Source organism: Streptomyces sp. NPDC024687, from assembly GCF_055559055.1.
Map to the genome: position 1 here is coordinate 246,035 of NZ_JBVHLJ010000004.1, position 15,199 is coordinate 261,233.

Below are 15,199 nucleotides of genomic sequence, written 5' to 3' on the forward strand. Positions count from 1 at the left end.
AACTCGCTCACCCGAAGGGGTGAGTGACAGGCGCTCAGGCCCGTTCGCCCACGGCCGCCGGGTCGTCCAGTACGGCCCGCACGACCGAGTGCGCGGCCCCCAGCAGCGGTCCCTGCGAACCCAGGCCGGACACGGACACCGGGCAGGCCGGGCCGGCTGTCCGCCGGGCCAGCTCGTCCCGCAGGGAAGGGAGCAGCCAGGGTGCGAGCCCGGCCAGCGCACCGCCGAGCACCACGGCTTCGGGGTCCAGCAGATTGACCGCTCCGGTCAGCGCGATGCCGAGCGCCTCCCCGGCCTCGCGCAGGGCGCCCCTTACGGCCTCGTCGCCGTCCGCCGCGTGCTGGGCGAGCAGTCCGACCCGGTCCTCGCCCAGCTCCAGGCGGGCCGCCCGCAGCACCGCTTCCTCGCCGGCGTACTGCTCCAGACAGCCGCGCCCGCCGCACGGGCACTCGGGTCCGTCCGGGCGAACCGGGACATGGCCCAGCTCGCCCGCGAAACCGCGGGTGCCGCGCAGCAGTTGCCCGTCCACGACCAGTGCCGCGCCGATGCCGATCTCCGCCGAGACGTGCAGGAAGTCATGGGGGGTGCCGTCGCCGAGCCAGAGTTCGGCCAGCGCGCCGAAGTTGGCCTCGTTCCCCACGGTCAGCGGGAGGTCCTCGGGCAGCAGGGTGCCCAGGTCCGTGTCGTGCCAGTCGAGGTTCGGGGCGCGCACGACGGTGCGGGCGTCCCGTGCGACCAGACCGGGCACCGCCACCGCGAGACCGGCGGGCCACAGGCCCTCGCTCTCCGCCTCCGCCACCACCCGGCGCACCAGGGAGGTGAGTTCGGCGAGCACCGGCTCGGGGGAGCGTCCCCGGTTCGCGCCGTACCGCACCAGCCGCGAGCGCACCTGACCGCGCAGATCCACCGCGCAGACCGCGAGGTGGTCCACGCCGACCTCGGCACCTATGCCGGCGGGCCCGCGGCCGCTGACGGCGAGTGCCGAACCCGGCCTGCCGACCCTGCCGGGACGCTCGGGGCCGAGCTCCTCCAGCAGTCCCGAGCGGATGAGTTCGTCGACGAGGGTCGACACCGCGGCCCGGGTCAGGCCGATGCGTGAGGCGACCGCGGCGCGCGACAGCGGCCCCTCGGCACGCACGGTGTGCATCACACGGGCCAGGTTGCGACGGCGCATGCCCTGCTGGGTGTCGGGCAGACCGCGCCCGGGCCTCGCCGGGTGGCCGTCACGCAGCGGTGCGGTCATGCCTCCCTCACTCCTCAGAGCTCCCCCGCTCCAGCAGCGGCGCCGCGTCGGAGAGTACCCCGGCGATCCTGGCCAGCGTCTCGTCGTCCCGCTCCACGGCCTCCAGCACCGGCCCGGCGGCTGTGTTCCAGCGCCGGGCGACCGCACCCGGGTCCTCGCCGGTCAGCAGCCCCGCGGCCTGCGCGGCGGCGCCGAGCGCGACCAGTTCCTTGGCCTCGGGCACCTGGACGGGCCGTCCGGAGAGCCGGCGTACGGTCTGCTGCCAGGCGGTGCCCTGGGCGCCGCCGCCGATCAGCAGCAGCGGCGTCGAACGGTCCGCGTCCTCGTCGAGCACCAGGTCCAGGGCCCCGAGCAGTGCCTGCACAGCACCGTCGTAGGCGGCCTGGAGGAGCTGGCCGCCGGTGGTGTCGTGGCGCAGGCCGTGCAGCAGTCCGGAGGCGTTCGGCAGGTTCGGGGTGCGCTCGCCGTCCAGGTAGGGCAGCAGGGTCACCCCCGAGACCGGCTCCACGGCCTCGCGGTCCAGGCCCAGCAGCGCCGCGATGCGGTCGACGGCGAGGGTGCAGTTCAGGGTGCAGGCCAGGGGCAGCCAGTCGCCGTGGGCGTCGGCAAAGCCCGCCACGGTGCCGGTCGGGTCGGTCGGACGCCGCTTCGACACGGCGTAGACCGTGCCCGAGGTGCCCAGGCTCATCACCGGCGTGCCGGGGCGCAGCCCGAGGCCCAGCGCCGCGGCCGCGTTGTCGCCGGTGCCGGGGGCGACCAGCGTGCCCTTGGAGAACGGCAGGTCATGGCCGTCGCGCACGGTGCCGGCCACCTCGCCGGGCCGGACCACACGCGGGAGCAGGGCGGGGTCGAGGCCCACGTGCGCGAGGATCTCGCTGTCGTACGACTCCGTCGCGGACGCCCACCAGCCGGTGCCGGAGGCGTCGCCGCGGTCGGTGGTGCCCTCCCCGGTGAGCCGCTCGGTGAGGTAGTCGTGGGGCAGCCGGACCGACTTCGTGGCGCGCAGGGCCTCCGGCTCGTGCTCGGCGAGCCAGGCCCACTTCGTGACCGTGAAGGAGGCACCCGGCACGCTTCCGGTCCGCTCCGCCCAGGCCTTCGGGCCGCCCAGCTCCTCGATGAGACGCCGGGCCTGCGGCGCCGAGCGGACGTCGTTCCAGAGCATGGCCGGGCGTACCGGCTCGCCCTGCGCGTCCAGGGTGACCAGGCCGTGCTGCTGGCCGCCGATCGACACCGCCGCAGCCTCGCGCGCGGCGTCCCCGCACTGGCGCAGGGCCTCGGACAGCGCGTCCCACCACTGGCGCGGGTCGCTCTCCCGGCCGGCCCCGGCGGACACGGTGTGCGGTGCCTGACCGCGCGCGACGACCTGGCCGGTGGCAGCGTCGACCACCAGGGCCTTGGTGGACTGGGTGGACGTGTCCACGCCGACGACGAGCGGACCCTCGGCTGCTGACATCGGGCTCTCCCTTTTTGCGCGGCTCATGATCTCGATGCGGCAGGTGTCTCCACCGCAGACGCCTTGTCTCTTCCCGGAGACGTGTGTGCATACTAATTTGTAAACCGCCATGACGAAATAGTCCGGAGCAGCAAGGAGCCGCGTCATGAACTACCAGCCCACCCCCGAGGACAGGTTCACCTTCGGCCTGTGGACCGTCGGCTGGCAGGGAAGGGACCCGTTCGGCGACGCCACTCGCCGTGCCCTCGACCCGGTCGAGACGGTGCAGCGCCTGGCCGAGCTCGGCGCCCACGGCGTGACCTTCCACGACGACGACCTGATCCCCTTCGGATCGTCCGACAGTGCGCGCGAGGGTCACATCAAGCGCTTCCGCGAGGCCCTGGACGCGAGCGGCATGAAGGTGCCGATGGCGACCACCAACCTCTTCACGCACCCCGTCTTCAAGGACGGCGCGTTCACCGCCAACGACCGCGACGTGCGCCGTTACGCGCTGCGCAAGACGATCCGCAACATCGACCTGGCGGTCGAGCTCGGCGCCGAGACCTACGTCGCCTGGGGCGGCCGCGAGGGCGCCGAGTCCGGCGGGGCCAAGGACGTGCGGGTCGCCCTGGACCGCATGAAGGAGGCCTTCGACCTCCTCGGCGAGTACGTCACCGATCAGGGCTACGACCTGAAGTTCGCGATCGAGCCCAAGCCGAACGAGCCGCGAGGCGACATCCTCCTGCCCACCGTCGGCCACGCGCTCGCGTTCATCGAGCGCCTGGAGCGCCCCGAGCTGTACGGCGTGAACCCCGAGGTCGGTCACGAGCAGATGGCCGGGCTGAACTTCCCGCACGGCATCGCGCAGGCCCTGTGGGCGGGCAAGCTCTTCCACATCGACCTCAACGGCCAGTCCGGCATCAAGTACGACCAGGACCTCCGCTTCGGCGCCGGCGACCTGCGTGCCGCCTTCTGGCTCGTCGACCTCCTGGAGAGCGCCGGGTACGCCGGCCCGAAGCACTTCGACTTCAAGCCGCCGCGGACCGAGGACCTCGACGGTGTGTGGGCGTCGGCCGCGGGCTGCATGCGCAACTACCTCATCCTCAAGGAGCGTGCCGCCGCCTTCCGTGCCGACCCGCAGGTCCAGGAGGCGCTGCGGGCCTCGCGTCTGGACGAGCTGGCACAGCAGACGGCGGCGGACGGCCTGAAGTCGCTGCTCGCGGACCGCAGTGCCTTCGAGGACTTCGACGTGGAGGAGGCCGCCGCACGCGGCATGGCCTTCGAGCAGCTGGACCAGCTCGCCATGGACCACCTCCTGGGTGCGCGCGGCTGAGCAGCGCCCACGCGCGTGTGCCGTCGGCCGTGAGTGGCCTCCGCCGAGGGCACGCGCGCGTGCGGACTTGCCGCGATCGTCGCGGCAGCCGCGGCCCTCGCGTCTGCCGGGTTTCTCGCGCGTGCCGCGACCTTCGCGCGTGCCGCGACCTCGCGCGTGCCGCGACCTCGCGCGTGCCGCGACCTTCGCGCGGAGTGTGCCGGAATCGTGCGATCCACGGTATGAGGCCGTAGCAACGTCCGCGCGGGGGTCGCGTCATGGCCGGTTCGAGGCGACTCTGGACGGTATGGCCATGCCGCCGGTACCGCCCCAGCCGCCCGGACCGCCCGGTGACACCCCGCCTCCGGGCGGTGGCTTCGGACCACCTCCTGACGACTTCGGGCGCAACGGCCCGACCCCGTACGGCGGTACGCCGTCGACCCAGCCGATGGGTTCGGTCGGCGGTCCCGGACCGAACGGCCCGAGCAGGCGCCGCAGCCCGCTGTTCGCCCTGCTCGTCGTGATCGTGGCCGCGGTCGCGGTGGCCGCCGTGCTCCTCATGGCATCGGGCAGCGACGACTCGCCGGACAAGAACCCGGGCCCGGCCACCAGCACGAGCCGATCTCCGAAGCCGTCGTTCAGCCTGCCGACGCAGCTGCCCAGCGAGTTGCCCAGCGAACTCCCGTCGCAGTTCCCGAGCGACCTCCCCAGCGAGTTCCCGAGCGATCTGGAGTCGCTGCTGCCGTCCTTGATCGGGTGAATCGGTCTCCATCCGTGCGACGCCCTCGATCCTGCCCAGGTCGACGACCAGCTTCTTGGCGAGGACGGGCACGCCCGAGGCCGGCGGATCGTCGAGCGGCTCCGGTGACGGAGCGGTGCCCGTACGCGACGGCGACCGCCTTCTTCGGCTAGAAACGCAACCTCGTCTTCGGCGAGAACCGGAACCTCGTCGCCGGTGCGCGGCTGGAAGACCGCGGCGGGCCCGAGCGTCGCGCGGGCTCGGGACTCATCCGCTGAGGTCAACCCCCAGGTTCGGCGAGGTGGGCGAGACGCGGGACGTGCGACGGCCGACGTCGCCGCGCACGCGTGCGTGCCGCATGCTCAGCCGGACGAGCTGCGGGGTGGTCGGTGCGGTCCCAACCCTTGGAGCACATCGCCCAGTTCGCCCGCCGTGAGCGCGGGGGACGGCAGGGGTGCGACGGCCGGCGAGGCGCGCAGGCCGTCGAGGAGCAGGCTGAGAGGGCGACGCCAGGCTTCGGGGCCGACGGCCGCAGCGAGGGAGGGGACGGCCCGGCCGAGCGCGGCCAGCGCGAAAAGAACGTCCTCCGTCGTGACGTCCGCCCGGACGCTTCCCTCCTCGCGCCCACGGCGCAGGAGCAGCTCCATGGTCGCCCGGTTGTGGGCGTGCACGGCCTGCAACGACTCGACGCCCTCGAGATGCGTGGTCATCAGGTCGTTCGTACCGCGATCGGTCGCCAGGACGGCGAACACTGCCTCCATGTAGCCGACGAGTCCCTTCCAGGGGTCCGTCGTGGCCCGGGCCTGCTCACCGGCGGCCATGGTGCCCGCCAGGGGGGCCCTGAAGACCGCGTCGACCAGGGCAGCCCGGCTCGGGAAATGCCGGTAGAGCGTGGCGTTTCCCACCCCCGCCCGCCGCGCGATGACGTCCAGGGGCGCCTCCAACCCCTGCTCCGTGAACACCTCGTGAGCGGCCTCGATCAGCAACTCCCGGTTGCGTCGCGCATCGCGGCGCCGTACCGGCGCCGTCGCGTCGTCCGCCATGATCGCCCCTTCGCACTACCGGGGAGTGTTCCCCGTTAGTGATGCTATCGTCGTCCGGGGAAACGGGGAGTACTCCCCAGTTGGCTGGGAGGGGTGGGACATGGGCAGCACAGCGCTCGTCCTCGGCGGGGGCGGCCTCGTCGGCGGAGCCTGGATGACGGGGGTTCTCGCCGGCCTGTGCGACGCCGGTGTCGACCCGGCCCGCGCGGACGTGGTCATCGGGACCTCGGCCGGGGCGATCTTCGGTTCGCGTCTCCGCGCGGGCGAGCCCGCCCGCGAGCTGTACGAACGTCAACTCTCGGGAGCCGACCGGGTTGACCTCGCAGTGACGTCTGCTCAGATGCTTCGCTTCCTGTGGGCCGCGCTGGGCTCCCGCGATCCGGAACGTTCCGTGCTTCGCCTCGGGCGAGCGGCGCTGAAGGCCCGCACGGGGCCAGAGTCCGATGTGTACGACGCTCTGCGCCCACTGCTGCGGAGCGTGGGCGACTGGCCCGACCGCGCACTGCGAATCACGGCAGTCGACGCCCTCTCCGGGCAACTGACGGCCTTCGACGCCGACTCGGACGTCACGCTCCTCGAAGCCGTCGCCGCGAGCTGCGCGGTGCCCGTGGTCTGGCCCCCGATCACCTTGACCGGGCGCTGCTGGATGGACGGGGGCAGCCGCTCCACGGCCAACATTCATCTCGCACACGGCCATCACCACGTCCTGGCCATCGCCCCGATGCCCACGGCCGTGGGTCCTCATCCCGGTGCCGAACAGCAGGCGGCCGTCCTCGCCGCCGAAGGCGCCCACGTGACCCTCGTGACGCCGGATCGCGCCGCACGCCGGGCCATGGGCCGCGACATGACGTCCGACGCGCGCCGCCCCGCGGCCGCCCGGGCCGGCCACGCCCAGGGGACGGCCCTCGCGGCCTCGGTGCACCCGCTCTGGCACGCCCAGCGGTGAAGGCCGGGCAGGGAGGCCGTAAGCCTGACGTCTCCTACCGAAAGGAATCACCGTGTCCGCGCCTACTCTGGAGGAGCTGACCCCGGACGGCCATGACTTCGCCTCGAACCCGTACCCCGTCTACGCCGCGCTGCGGACCAAGGGCCCCGTGCACCGCGTCCTCGTGCCCGGAAGTGGTGAGAGCTGGCTCGTCGTCGCCCATGACGCGGCGCGAGCCGCGCTGACCGACCCGCGCCTGCGCAACGACATCCGCCATTCCTCGTCCTGGCGCAGCGACGGCGGACACGCCGTCGGCCGCAACATGCTCCAGAGCGACCCTCCCCAGCACACCCGGCTGCGTCGACTGGTGGCCGCTCACTTCACGCCGGGCAGGATCACCGCGCTTCGACCTGGCATCGAAGCCACAGCTCTCGACCTCCTGGACGCGCTGCCGGAACGGGGAACGGCGGACCTGGTCGCCAGGTACGCGTTGCCGCTGCCCGTCACGGTGATCTGTGATCTTCTGGAGGTGCCCGCGGCCGACCGCGCGCCGTTCCACACCTGGGCCGACGAACTCGTCATGCCCGCCTCGGCCGAGACGGCGACCGCTGCCGCAGCCTCACTGACGGAGTACCTCGCCGGTCTGCTCGCCCGAGGTCGCGAACGGCGGGCGAGAGGTCTGCTCGGTGATCTCGTGGCAGCCTCGGACCTCACCTCCGAAGAGCTCCTCGGCATGGCGTTCCTGATCCTCGTAGCCGGCCACGAGACGACCGTCGACCTGATCTCCGGCACCGTCCACGCGCTGCTGGCCCACCCGGACCAACTCGCCCTGCTGCGCGCCGAACCGGACCTCACCGGCCCGGCCGTCGAGGAGTCCCTGCGCTACAACTCACCGGTCCACGCCACCGCGTTCCGCTTCGCGGCCGAGCCGCTCGACATCGAAGGCACCCGGATTCAGGTGGGCGACTCCGTGCAGGTCTCGCTCGCCGCGGCCTCCCGCGATCCGCTGCGTTTTCCCGACCCCGACCGCTTCGACCTACGGCGTCCCACGCGTGGGCACCTGGCGTTCGGCCACGGTCCGCACCATTGCCTGGGCGCCCCGCTGGCCCGCGCGGAGGCGGCCGTCGCACTGCGCCTGCTGCTGCGCCACCGGCCCGCTCTCGCCTTCGCGACCGATCCGGGTACGTTGACCTGGCGCAGCAGCACACTCCTGCGGGGCCTGGCAGAACTACCGCTGCGGTTCGGCTGAGGAGAGCTCCGCCGAGGCCAGAGCCGTCGCCGGATCAAGGGCCGCCGGGCCCGCGAGTACCCAGCGTCGCTGCTCCCGGCGGTACGGCCACCACCGCCCGTCCCGCCCCAGGCGCACCTGGGCTGGAGTGTCGACGGCCGTCCAGCGGTTGCCCTCTGCCCTGAGGGACGGTCGTTCGTCCTCGTCCCAGGCCGAGTCCAGAGCGGCACGCGCGCGTGCGAGCGCGCCGCCCGAAGGCTCCCGTTCCTCCTCCAGGACGGACAGCGCGTCCGCACCACCGAGTTCCCACGCGCGCGTGGCGTCCGCCAGCGACTGCGGATCGCGGCCCGATCCGGCGGCGAGCCGTTCCGTCAGCGCCTGGTCGGGCGCGGCGACGGCAAGACGTACCGCGTCCTGAACAACCGTCAATTCAGAGACCGTAAGGGGGCGATCGGACGGTGGCCGAAGAGCCTCCGCGAGCAGCCGATGCGCCTCTACGGCGGTCCGGGCGGCCAGATGGCGGACGGCGACCGGGTCGACTCCGGGTTCCGGCGGGGCCTCGGTGTCCAGGGAGGGCGGCAGGCCGGGCTCCTCGGGCAGCTCCGGGGGCGCGGGAAGGGGCGGAAGGATGTCACCGGTCGCATACGCCTCGGCGGCATCCACCCCCTCCGTTTCCGGAGCTTCCTCCGCGGGCACGGCGCTGCGGGCCCGCAGGTCTTCCAGGAGCGCATGTTCGCCGCGACCGCGCATCAGCAGCAGCACGAAGGGGTCCTGGTCCAGCAGCCGGGCCACCTGATAACAGAGGGAAGCCGTGTGCCCGCAGTGGTCCCAGGCGTCGCAGTCGCACTCCGGTTCCAGATCGCCCAGCCCCGGCAGGAGCTCGATGCCCGCGGACGCCGCGTCCTCCACCAGGTGCGGTGGCATCTCGCGGTCCAGCAGCGCCGCCACGTGCCCGGCACGTTCGACGGCCATGTCGAGGAGGCGCTCCCACTGCTCGGCCGACAGTTCGGCCAGCAGGACGTCGGCGCGGTGCGTGGTGCGGTCACGGTCCTGCACGACGGCCGTGATGCGCCCGGGACGCACCGACACCGCGCCCACCGCACCCGCACGTGCGAGGCGGCGGCCCGTCTTCACCTGGCCCGAGTCCAGCGCGGCGTCCTCCAGGGCCCGCAGCCAGGCCATGCCCCACCACGTCTGCGCGAAGCCCCGCCCGCGCGCGGGCGGCAGCGCCGCGAACGTGCGCTCCGCGTCACCCTCGTGTCCGGTCATCGAACGCCCCCTCGCAGTTCCACCAGATCGGCCAGCTCAGCGTCCGTCAGCTCGGTCAGTGCCGCCTCGCCGGAGCCGAGCACGGCGTCCGCCACCTCCCGTTTTCGGCGCAGCATGTCGGCGATGCGGTCCTCGACCGTCCCCTCGGCGATCAGACGGTGCACCTGCACGGGACGCGTCTGGCCGATGCGGTACGCGCGGTCGGTGGCCTGCGCCTCGACGGCAGGGTTCCACCAGCGGTCGTAGTGCACGACGTGCTCGGCCCGGGTGAGGTTCAGGCCGGTGCCCGCCGCCTTCAACGACAGCAGGAACACGAGCACTTCACCCTCCTGGAACCGGCGCACCAACGCCTCACGCCGAGCGACCGGCGTCCCGCCGTGCAGGAACTGCGACGGCACGCCACGCGCCGCAAGATGCCGCTCGATGAGACGGGCCATGCGCACGTACTGCGTGAACACCAGGACGCTCGCTCCTTCGGCGACGATGGTGTCGAGGAGCTCGTCCAGCAGTTCCAGCTTGCCGGAACGGCCGGCGATCCTCGGCTCCTCCTCCTTGAGGAACTGCGCCGGGTGGTTGCAGATCTGCTTCAGCCCGGTCAGCAGCTTCACGATCAACCCGCGCCGCGCCATGCTGTCCGCCCCGGAGATCTCCGCCAGGGTCTCGCGCACCACGGCCTCGTACAGGCCGGTCTGTTCCGGGGTGAGCGACACGGCGCGGTCGGTCTCGGTCTTCGGCGGCAGCTCCGGGGCGATTCCCGGATCCGACTTGCGGCGCCGCAGCAGGAAGGGGCGCACCAGCCGGGCCAGACGCTCCGCGGCGGCCGGGTCCCGACCGCTCTCGACGGCCTGCGCGTACCGGGCCCGGAACGTGCCGAGCCGGCCCAGCAGACCCGGAGTCGTCCAGTCGAGGATCGCCCACAGCTCCGACAGGTTGTTCTCGACCGGGGTTCCGGTGAGCGCCACGCGTGCGCGTGCCCCGATCGAGCGCAGCGCCCGGGCGGTCGCCGCGTACGGGTTCTTCACGTGCTGCGCCTCGTCCGCCACGAGCATCCCCCACGAGGCTTCGGCGAGCCGGGACGCGTCCAGGCGCATCGTGCCGTACGTGGTGAGCACGAACTCCCCGGCCGCCAGGCCGTCGAGCTCACGCCGTGGACCGTGGAAGCGGCGCACGGGCGTACCCGGTGCGAACCTCTCGATCTCGCGCTGCCAGTTGCCCATCAGCGACGTCGGACACACCACGAGGGTGGGGCCGGCGGTCGCCGCGTCGGTCTGCCGGTGCAGATGCAGCGCGATCAGGGTGATCGTCTTGCCGAGTCCCATGTCGTCGGCCAGACAGCAGCCGAGGCCCGACGACGTCATACGGGCCAGCCAGCTCAGCCCCCGGCGCTGGTAGTCCCTGAGGGTCGCCGCGAGTGCGGCGGGTTGCGGGACCGGCTCCTGGGCCTCCGGGTCCGCAAGCCGGTCCCGCAGGGCCGCCAGCCACCCGCTGGGCTGTACGTCGACCAGCTGGCCGTCGACCTCGCCGGAGCCCGTCAGAGCGGCCCTCAGGGCGTCGACCGGCGTCACCTTGTGGTCCTGCCGGGCGCGGGCCCGGCGCACCTCCTGAGGGTCGACCAGCACCCACTGGTCACGCAGCCGCACCACCGGGCGGTTGGTCTCGGCGAGCCGGTCCAGTTCCTCGCGCGTGAGCTGCCGATCACCCAGCGTGAACGACCAGTCGAACGCGAGCAGGGCGTCGGCGGACAGGAACGACTCGGTGTCCGACGGTGCCCGGTCGTGGTCGTCCGGCGGACCGACCATCGCGCGCGTGGTGAGTTTTCTGGCCATGTCCTTCGGCCAGTGCACCTCGACGCCCAGGTCGGCGAGAGCTCGCGCGCCGACTCCCAGCAGGTCGGTGATCTCCTCGTCGGCGAGTTCGACCGCGTCCGGGACGGCCGCCGAGAGCAGCGGGGCGAGCGGGGGCCATGCGCGTGCGGCTCTGCGGAGCGCGAGCAGGCCGTCCATGCGCGCGTGCGGGCCGAAGGCGGTGGCCCCGCCCCACACATCGGCTGCGTCCGCCACGATCGTCGGAGCGCTCACGCTGTGAACCTGGAGCACGGCCCGGAAGGCGGGCGCCTCAGCACCGGACATGCCTCGATCACCGGTCAGGCCGCCATCACCGGTCAGCCCGCGCACCTCGATCCGCAACGAGACGCGTACGCCCGCGTCGTGTCCCGCGGCGACATCCCTCGCCCACGCGCGCTGCTCGGGCACGTACTGCGGTTCCTGGGCGGCATAGGCGGGTCCGCCCGTCACGAAAGGCGCCGCGGGGGAGCGGGGCAGAGCGTCGGCGACCGCGTCCAGGAAGGCGCGCAGCAACTGTTCGGGATCAGGCAGCCGCAGCGGTTCTGCGGTGCTCAGCGGTACGGCGTGCGCCTCGGGCGGCATCGCCGCGGCGAGCCGGCGGACCCGCTCGACGTCCGCGGCGCCCAGGGGACCCACGCGCCAGGCGTCATGATCGGTGGGGGACAGGCCGGGCAACAGCAGCCCCTGTGCCACGCACTGCAGGGCCAGCACGCCCGCGGCACCCCAGAAGACGGTGGCCCGGTGCCCGTCCGCGGAGGTACGCGCACGCGTAAGGACCGGCAGGGCGGCGCGCACCGGGAGCAGCACCGCGGGCAGGGTCACCAGCTCCACACCGCCGTCGCCGGGCCTCACGAACGCCAGGTCCTCGGCCGTCCCCGCCGCGACAGCGGGAGGAGGGGCGCCGTCGGGCCGCCAGAAGGCCACACTGCCGGTGCGGGCCGGGTCGCCGGGCACGAACACGGCGCAGCACGACGCCAGTTCGGAGATCTCGGACGGTGATGCCGCGGGAAACCTCTGGGCAGAGATCGCGGGACTCCTCAAACTTGACTACGTCGTCGAAGTGGTCGAGGGTACATCACCTCGCGGGCCTTCAGAGCAGTGCTCTGCCTCACATTCGCGCGGCGGTGTTGTCAACCCCCCTGTGTGCCCGGTGCTGGCCCCCGGCCGTACACGGGGGCTCGCCGCATGGTCTCCACAGGCCGCCGACTCGTACGTTTCCTCAGGTCAGCGCGTTTCCTGAGAGAGCCGGAGTCCGGACATGCCCCAGAGCGCCACAACCGTCGCACCCCACCCGCGCGGTACGTCCGGCTCCCCGCCCGGCCAAAGCGAGTTCGCACCCCTCCTGCGTGTAGTGAAGAGCCAGGGCCTCCTGGACCGCCGCCACGACTGGTACGTCCGGGCCATCGCCGTCAACGCGCTCGCCCTCGCCGGCCTCGTCACGGCCGTAGCCCTGTCCGGCGACTCCTGGCGAACCCTGCTGCTGGCGCCGCTTCTCGCATTGTTCTGCGCCCGCACCGCCTTCATAGGGCACGACGCGGGCCACGCGCAGATCACCGGCGACAAGGCGACCGGCCGCCTCATCGGTCTGATCCACGGCAACCTGCTGCTCGGGATGAGCTACTCGTGGTGGAACCACAAACACAACCGCCACCACGCCAACCCCAACCACATCGACAAGGATCCCGACGTCGCCGCCGACATCCTCGTCTTCACCGGTGAACAGGCGACGCTGCGCACCGGCTTCAGGCGCCGGCTCACCCGCCACCAGGCCTGGCTGTTCTTCCCGCTCACCCTCCTCGAAGGCATCGCCCTGAAAATCCAGGGCTTCCGGGACCTGCGCCGACAGGCGCCGGGGGAGCGTGCCGTCGAGGGCGCTCTCCTGGTGAGCCACGTCGCCGCCTACGCCACGCTGCTCCTGACCGTCATGTCCCCCGGAAAGGCGCTCGCTTTCGCGGCGATCCACCAGGCGCTGTTCGGTCTGCACCTCGGGATGGCCTTCGCCCCCAACCACAAGGGCATGGAGATGCCGGACCCGGACGGCGAGTCCTGGGGTCACCTGCGCCGCCAGGTGCTCACCTCCCGCAACATCCGCGGCGGCACCTTCACCGACTGGTTCCTCGGCGGACTCAACTACCAGATCGAGCACCACCTCTTCCCCAGCATGCCCCGGCCGCATCTGCGCCTCGCGCAGCCGCTGGTGCGCGCCCACTGCAGGGATCTGGGTATCCCTTACACGGAGACCGGGCTCGTCGACTCCTACCGACAGGCCCTGGGCCACATGCACAAGGTGGGCGAGCCGCTGCGGGCGGACCGCTAGGAGGCGCGCATCCGGGGCGTTCAGGGCGAGTTCTCAGGGATGTCTCAGGGTCGCGGTGCGGAACTGCAGGAAGCACGAACCCGTTCTTCTGGACAGAGAGCGGCAACCGCCGCGAAGGAGGCGACGCACATGTCGAAGAAGGCGAAGATCGCCGCTGGGGGGGTGGCGGTCGGGCTGCTCCTGCTGGTCTGGCTGCCGTGGTGGGCCGCATTCCTGATCATCGTGGGAGTCCCGGCCGCCGCGTACCTCACCCTGGACCCCTCACAGCGGCGCAGGCTGCGGCGCGTGACCCGCAAGGAACTCGGCCGCTGACGCACCCGCACCGGCCGGGATCCGACAGACCCGGACGGTGCGGCGCGGCGGGTCAGCTGGGACGTACGGCCATCTTGTCGAGCGCTTCCAGCAGTCCTGGCAGCTCCGGGCCCCGGCCCACCGGCAGGACCTCTCCGGGCTCGTCGTCGAGCAGCACGAACGCGATGTCGTCGGTCCTGGCCACCAGTGACCAGCCGGGACCGTCGGCGCGCAGCATCCGCGCGTGGCCGGACGCGAAGGACGACCGCACCCGCCCGAGGGGCGGCGGCGAATCCACGTAGGCGCGAGCCTCCGCGAGGACACGCCGGACGCCGCTGTGGCCCTTGGGGCCTTCCCTCTCGGCCACACCCGAGGCCGCGTGTCCCGCAGCACTGGCTCCCGCAGCACTGGCTCCCACAGCACTGTCTCCCGCGGCCGCACCGTTCGTCGCCTGGTCCTGTGAGACGTCGCGGGACAAGTCGTCGCCGCCCGTGGTCACGCGATCCGCGATCTCGCCGTCCACGCTCCGACCGGCCGCGGTCTGGTCGCCCCCCGCGGACCCGCCGTTCGGCCTCGCGAAGCTCGCGTCGTCGATCTGGCCCCGCCACATCGCCCACCTGAGCGCGATCTCGTCGGCACCCAGACGCCGCTGCGCGGATCCCCACGTCGACGTGTCCGGCGGCGTCAGAGGCGGGCCGTCGCCGGCCTCGGGATCGGGGTCGTGCGGCGCCGGCACACCGGGCGCGGCGACGGCGACCGCGAGCGGCCAGCCGGGCAGGGCGGCCACGACCGAGCGCTCGTCGGGCGACAGGTCGTACTCCATGCCGCAGTCCCAGGACGCGATGGCGACGGCGACCAGCGAGACGTCGTCGACGACGACCGTCCACCGGGCGCCGCTGCCGTCCTGGCCGATGACCAGGCCGTACCCGTCGGCCAGCGGCGCCAGGCCGAGCGCCGCGCAGGCCTCCGGATAGTCGTCGCCCAGCACGCTCGGGAACTTCGCCGGCGTCAACAGCACCGCCGTCAGCACATAGAGCGCGTCGTCCGCGGCGGCGACGGCGTCCTCGTCCGTCCCGGCCATCCCAGCCTCCCCATCGGTTCGTCCAACGGCGCGCACCTTAGTGTGCGCGGAAGGCGCTTGTCACGACTCACAAGAACACCCGGAGCTGCAGTTATCCGGCTGGACGGGGGCGAATCGACCCTCACTTGCCGGCCGCTCAGGCCGCCGGCAGTCCGAGGAGCGCACGGGCCACCGTACCCGGCGACTCGTCGCGCTCCCGCGCGAGGGCGATAACGGCCCGGCACGCGAGTTCGTTGACCCCGAACGACAGGGCTTCCGGCGAGACCCAGGCCGAAGCCTCGTCGATACGGTCCTGATCGTCCTCCGCGCAGGCCGAGACGTACGCGGCGGCGGCCTCGAAGAGATTGTGCGTGCCGGCCTGCCGACCGGTGGGCCCCTCGATGCGCAACGAATTGACGAACCCGGCGCTGTACCTGCGGATCCTGGCCCACATACCGACCACCTTCCCCCTGCGTGACGTGATCCCGTCGAACCT

General features: G+C 72.7%; 13 protein-coding genes. 6 read left to right on the forward strand and 7 right to left on the reverse strand.

Going from position 1 to position 15,199, the window contains the following annotated elements:
- Nucleotides 1–34: 34 nt before the first annotated feature.
- Nucleotides 35–1,243 (reverse strand): ROK family protein, encoded by a 1,209-nt coding sequence (locus ACZ39I_RS17805; protein ID WP_467245300.1) that lies wholly within the window; start codon nucleotides 1,241–1,243, stop codon nucleotides 35–37.
- A gap of 7 nt (nucleotides 1,244–1,250) precedes the next feature.
- Entirely contained in the window at nucleotides 1,251–2,696 is a 1,446-nt protein-coding gene (gene xylB, locus ACZ39I_RS17810) for a xylulokinase (protein WP_467245301.1), read from the reverse strand.
- Between the two features lie 145 nt (nucleotides 2,697–2,841).
- Here xylB and xylA point away from each other — a divergent pair, with 145 nt between their 5' ends.
- Nucleotides 2,842–4,008 (forward strand): xylose isomerase, encoded by a 1,167-nt coding sequence (gene xylA / locus ACZ39I_RS17815; RefSeq protein ID WP_467245302.1) that lies wholly within the window; start codon nucleotides 2,842–2,844, stop codon nucleotides 4,006–4,008.
- Between the two features lie 286 nt (nucleotides 4,009–4,294).
- The gene (locus ACZ39I_RS17820) at nucleotides 4,295–4,747 is read left to right on the forward strand and encodes a hypothetical protein (RefSeq protein WP_467245303.1); all 453 of its coding nucleotides are present in this window, start codon (nucleotides 4,295–4,297) and stop codon (nucleotides 4,745–4,747) included.
- A gap of 341 nt (nucleotides 4,748–5,088) precedes the next feature.
- Here ACZ39I_RS17820 and ACZ39I_RS17825 read toward each other — a convergent pair whose 3' ends face one another.
- On the reverse strand, nucleotides 5,089–5,769 hold the full coding sequence (locus ACZ39I_RS17825) for a TetR/AcrR family transcriptional regulator (RefSeq protein WP_467245304.1): 681 nt from the start codon (nucleotides 5,767–5,769) through the stop codon (nucleotides 5,089–5,091).
- Between the two features lie 100 nt (nucleotides 5,770–5,869).
- Here ACZ39I_RS17825 and ACZ39I_RS17830 point away from each other — a divergent pair, with 100 nt between their 5' ends.
- Together ACZ39I_RS17830 and ACZ39I_RS17835 are read left to right on the forward strand one after the other, a co-directional pair.
- Nucleotides 5,870–6,715 carry a patatin-like phospholipase family protein gene (locus ACZ39I_RS17830; protein WP_467245305.1) on the forward strand — a complete coding sequence of 282 codons (846 nt, stop codon included), beginning with the start codon at nucleotides 5,870–5,872 and terminating at the stop codon, nucleotides 6,713–6,715.
- A gap of 52 nt (nucleotides 6,716–6,767) precedes the next feature.
- On the forward strand, nucleotides 6,768–7,943 hold the full coding sequence (locus ACZ39I_RS17835) for a cytochrome P450 family protein (protein ID WP_467245306.1): 1,176 nt from the start codon (nucleotides 6,768–6,770) through the stop codon (nucleotides 7,941–7,943).
- On the opposite strand, the gene ACZ39I_RS17840 is transcribed toward ACZ39I_RS17835, so the two are convergent.
- Together ACZ39I_RS17840 and ACZ39I_RS17845 are read right to left on the reverse strand one after the other, a co-directional pair.
- A complete protein-coding gene (locus tag ACZ39I_RS17840; protein WP_467245307.1) occupies nucleotides 7,923–9,191 on the reverse strand; it encodes an SWIM zinc finger family protein in 1,269 nt (422 codons plus the stop codon). The genes ACZ39I_RS17835 and ACZ39I_RS17840 overlap by 21 nt on opposite strands.
- Nucleotides 9,188–11,995, reverse strand: coding sequence for a DEAD/DEAH box helicase (locus ACZ39I_RS17845; protein WP_467245308.1), 2,808 nt, complete (start codon nucleotides 11,993–11,995; stop codon nucleotides 9,188–9,190). The genes ACZ39I_RS17840 and ACZ39I_RS17845 overlap by 4 nt, the downstream gene beginning before the upstream one ends.
- Before the next feature lie 298 nt (nucleotides 11,996–12,293).
- Between ACZ39I_RS17845 and ACZ39I_RS17850 the strand changes: the two genes are divergently transcribed.
- Nucleotides 12,294–13,352, forward strand: coding sequence for an acyl-CoA desaturase (locus ACZ39I_RS17850; RefSeq protein WP_467245309.1), 1,059 nt, complete (start codon nucleotides 12,294–12,296; stop codon nucleotides 13,350–13,352).
- A 129-nt stretch (nucleotides 13,353–13,481) separates the two neighbouring features.
- Nucleotides 13,482–13,664, forward strand: coding sequence for a hypothetical protein (locus ACZ39I_RS17855; protein ID WP_467245310.1), 183 nt, complete (start codon nucleotides 13,482–13,484; stop codon nucleotides 13,662–13,664).
- Between the two features lie 52 nt (nucleotides 13,665–13,716).
- On the opposite strand, the gene ACZ39I_RS17860 is transcribed toward ACZ39I_RS17855, so the two are convergent.
- Complete coding sequence (locus ACZ39I_RS17860) at nucleotides 13,717–14,724, reverse strand: hypothetical protein (protein WP_467245311.1); 1,008 nt, start codon at nucleotides 14,722–14,724, stop codon at nucleotides 13,717–13,719.
- A gap of 136 nt (nucleotides 14,725–14,860) precedes the next feature.
- Nucleotides 14,861–15,157: a hypothetical protein gene (locus ACZ39I_RS17865; protein WP_467245312.1), complete on the reverse strand. Its 297-nt coding sequence runs from the start codon at nucleotides 15,155–15,157 to the stop codon at nucleotides 14,861–14,863.
- Between the last annotated feature and the right edge of the window lie 42 nt (nucleotides 15,158–15,199).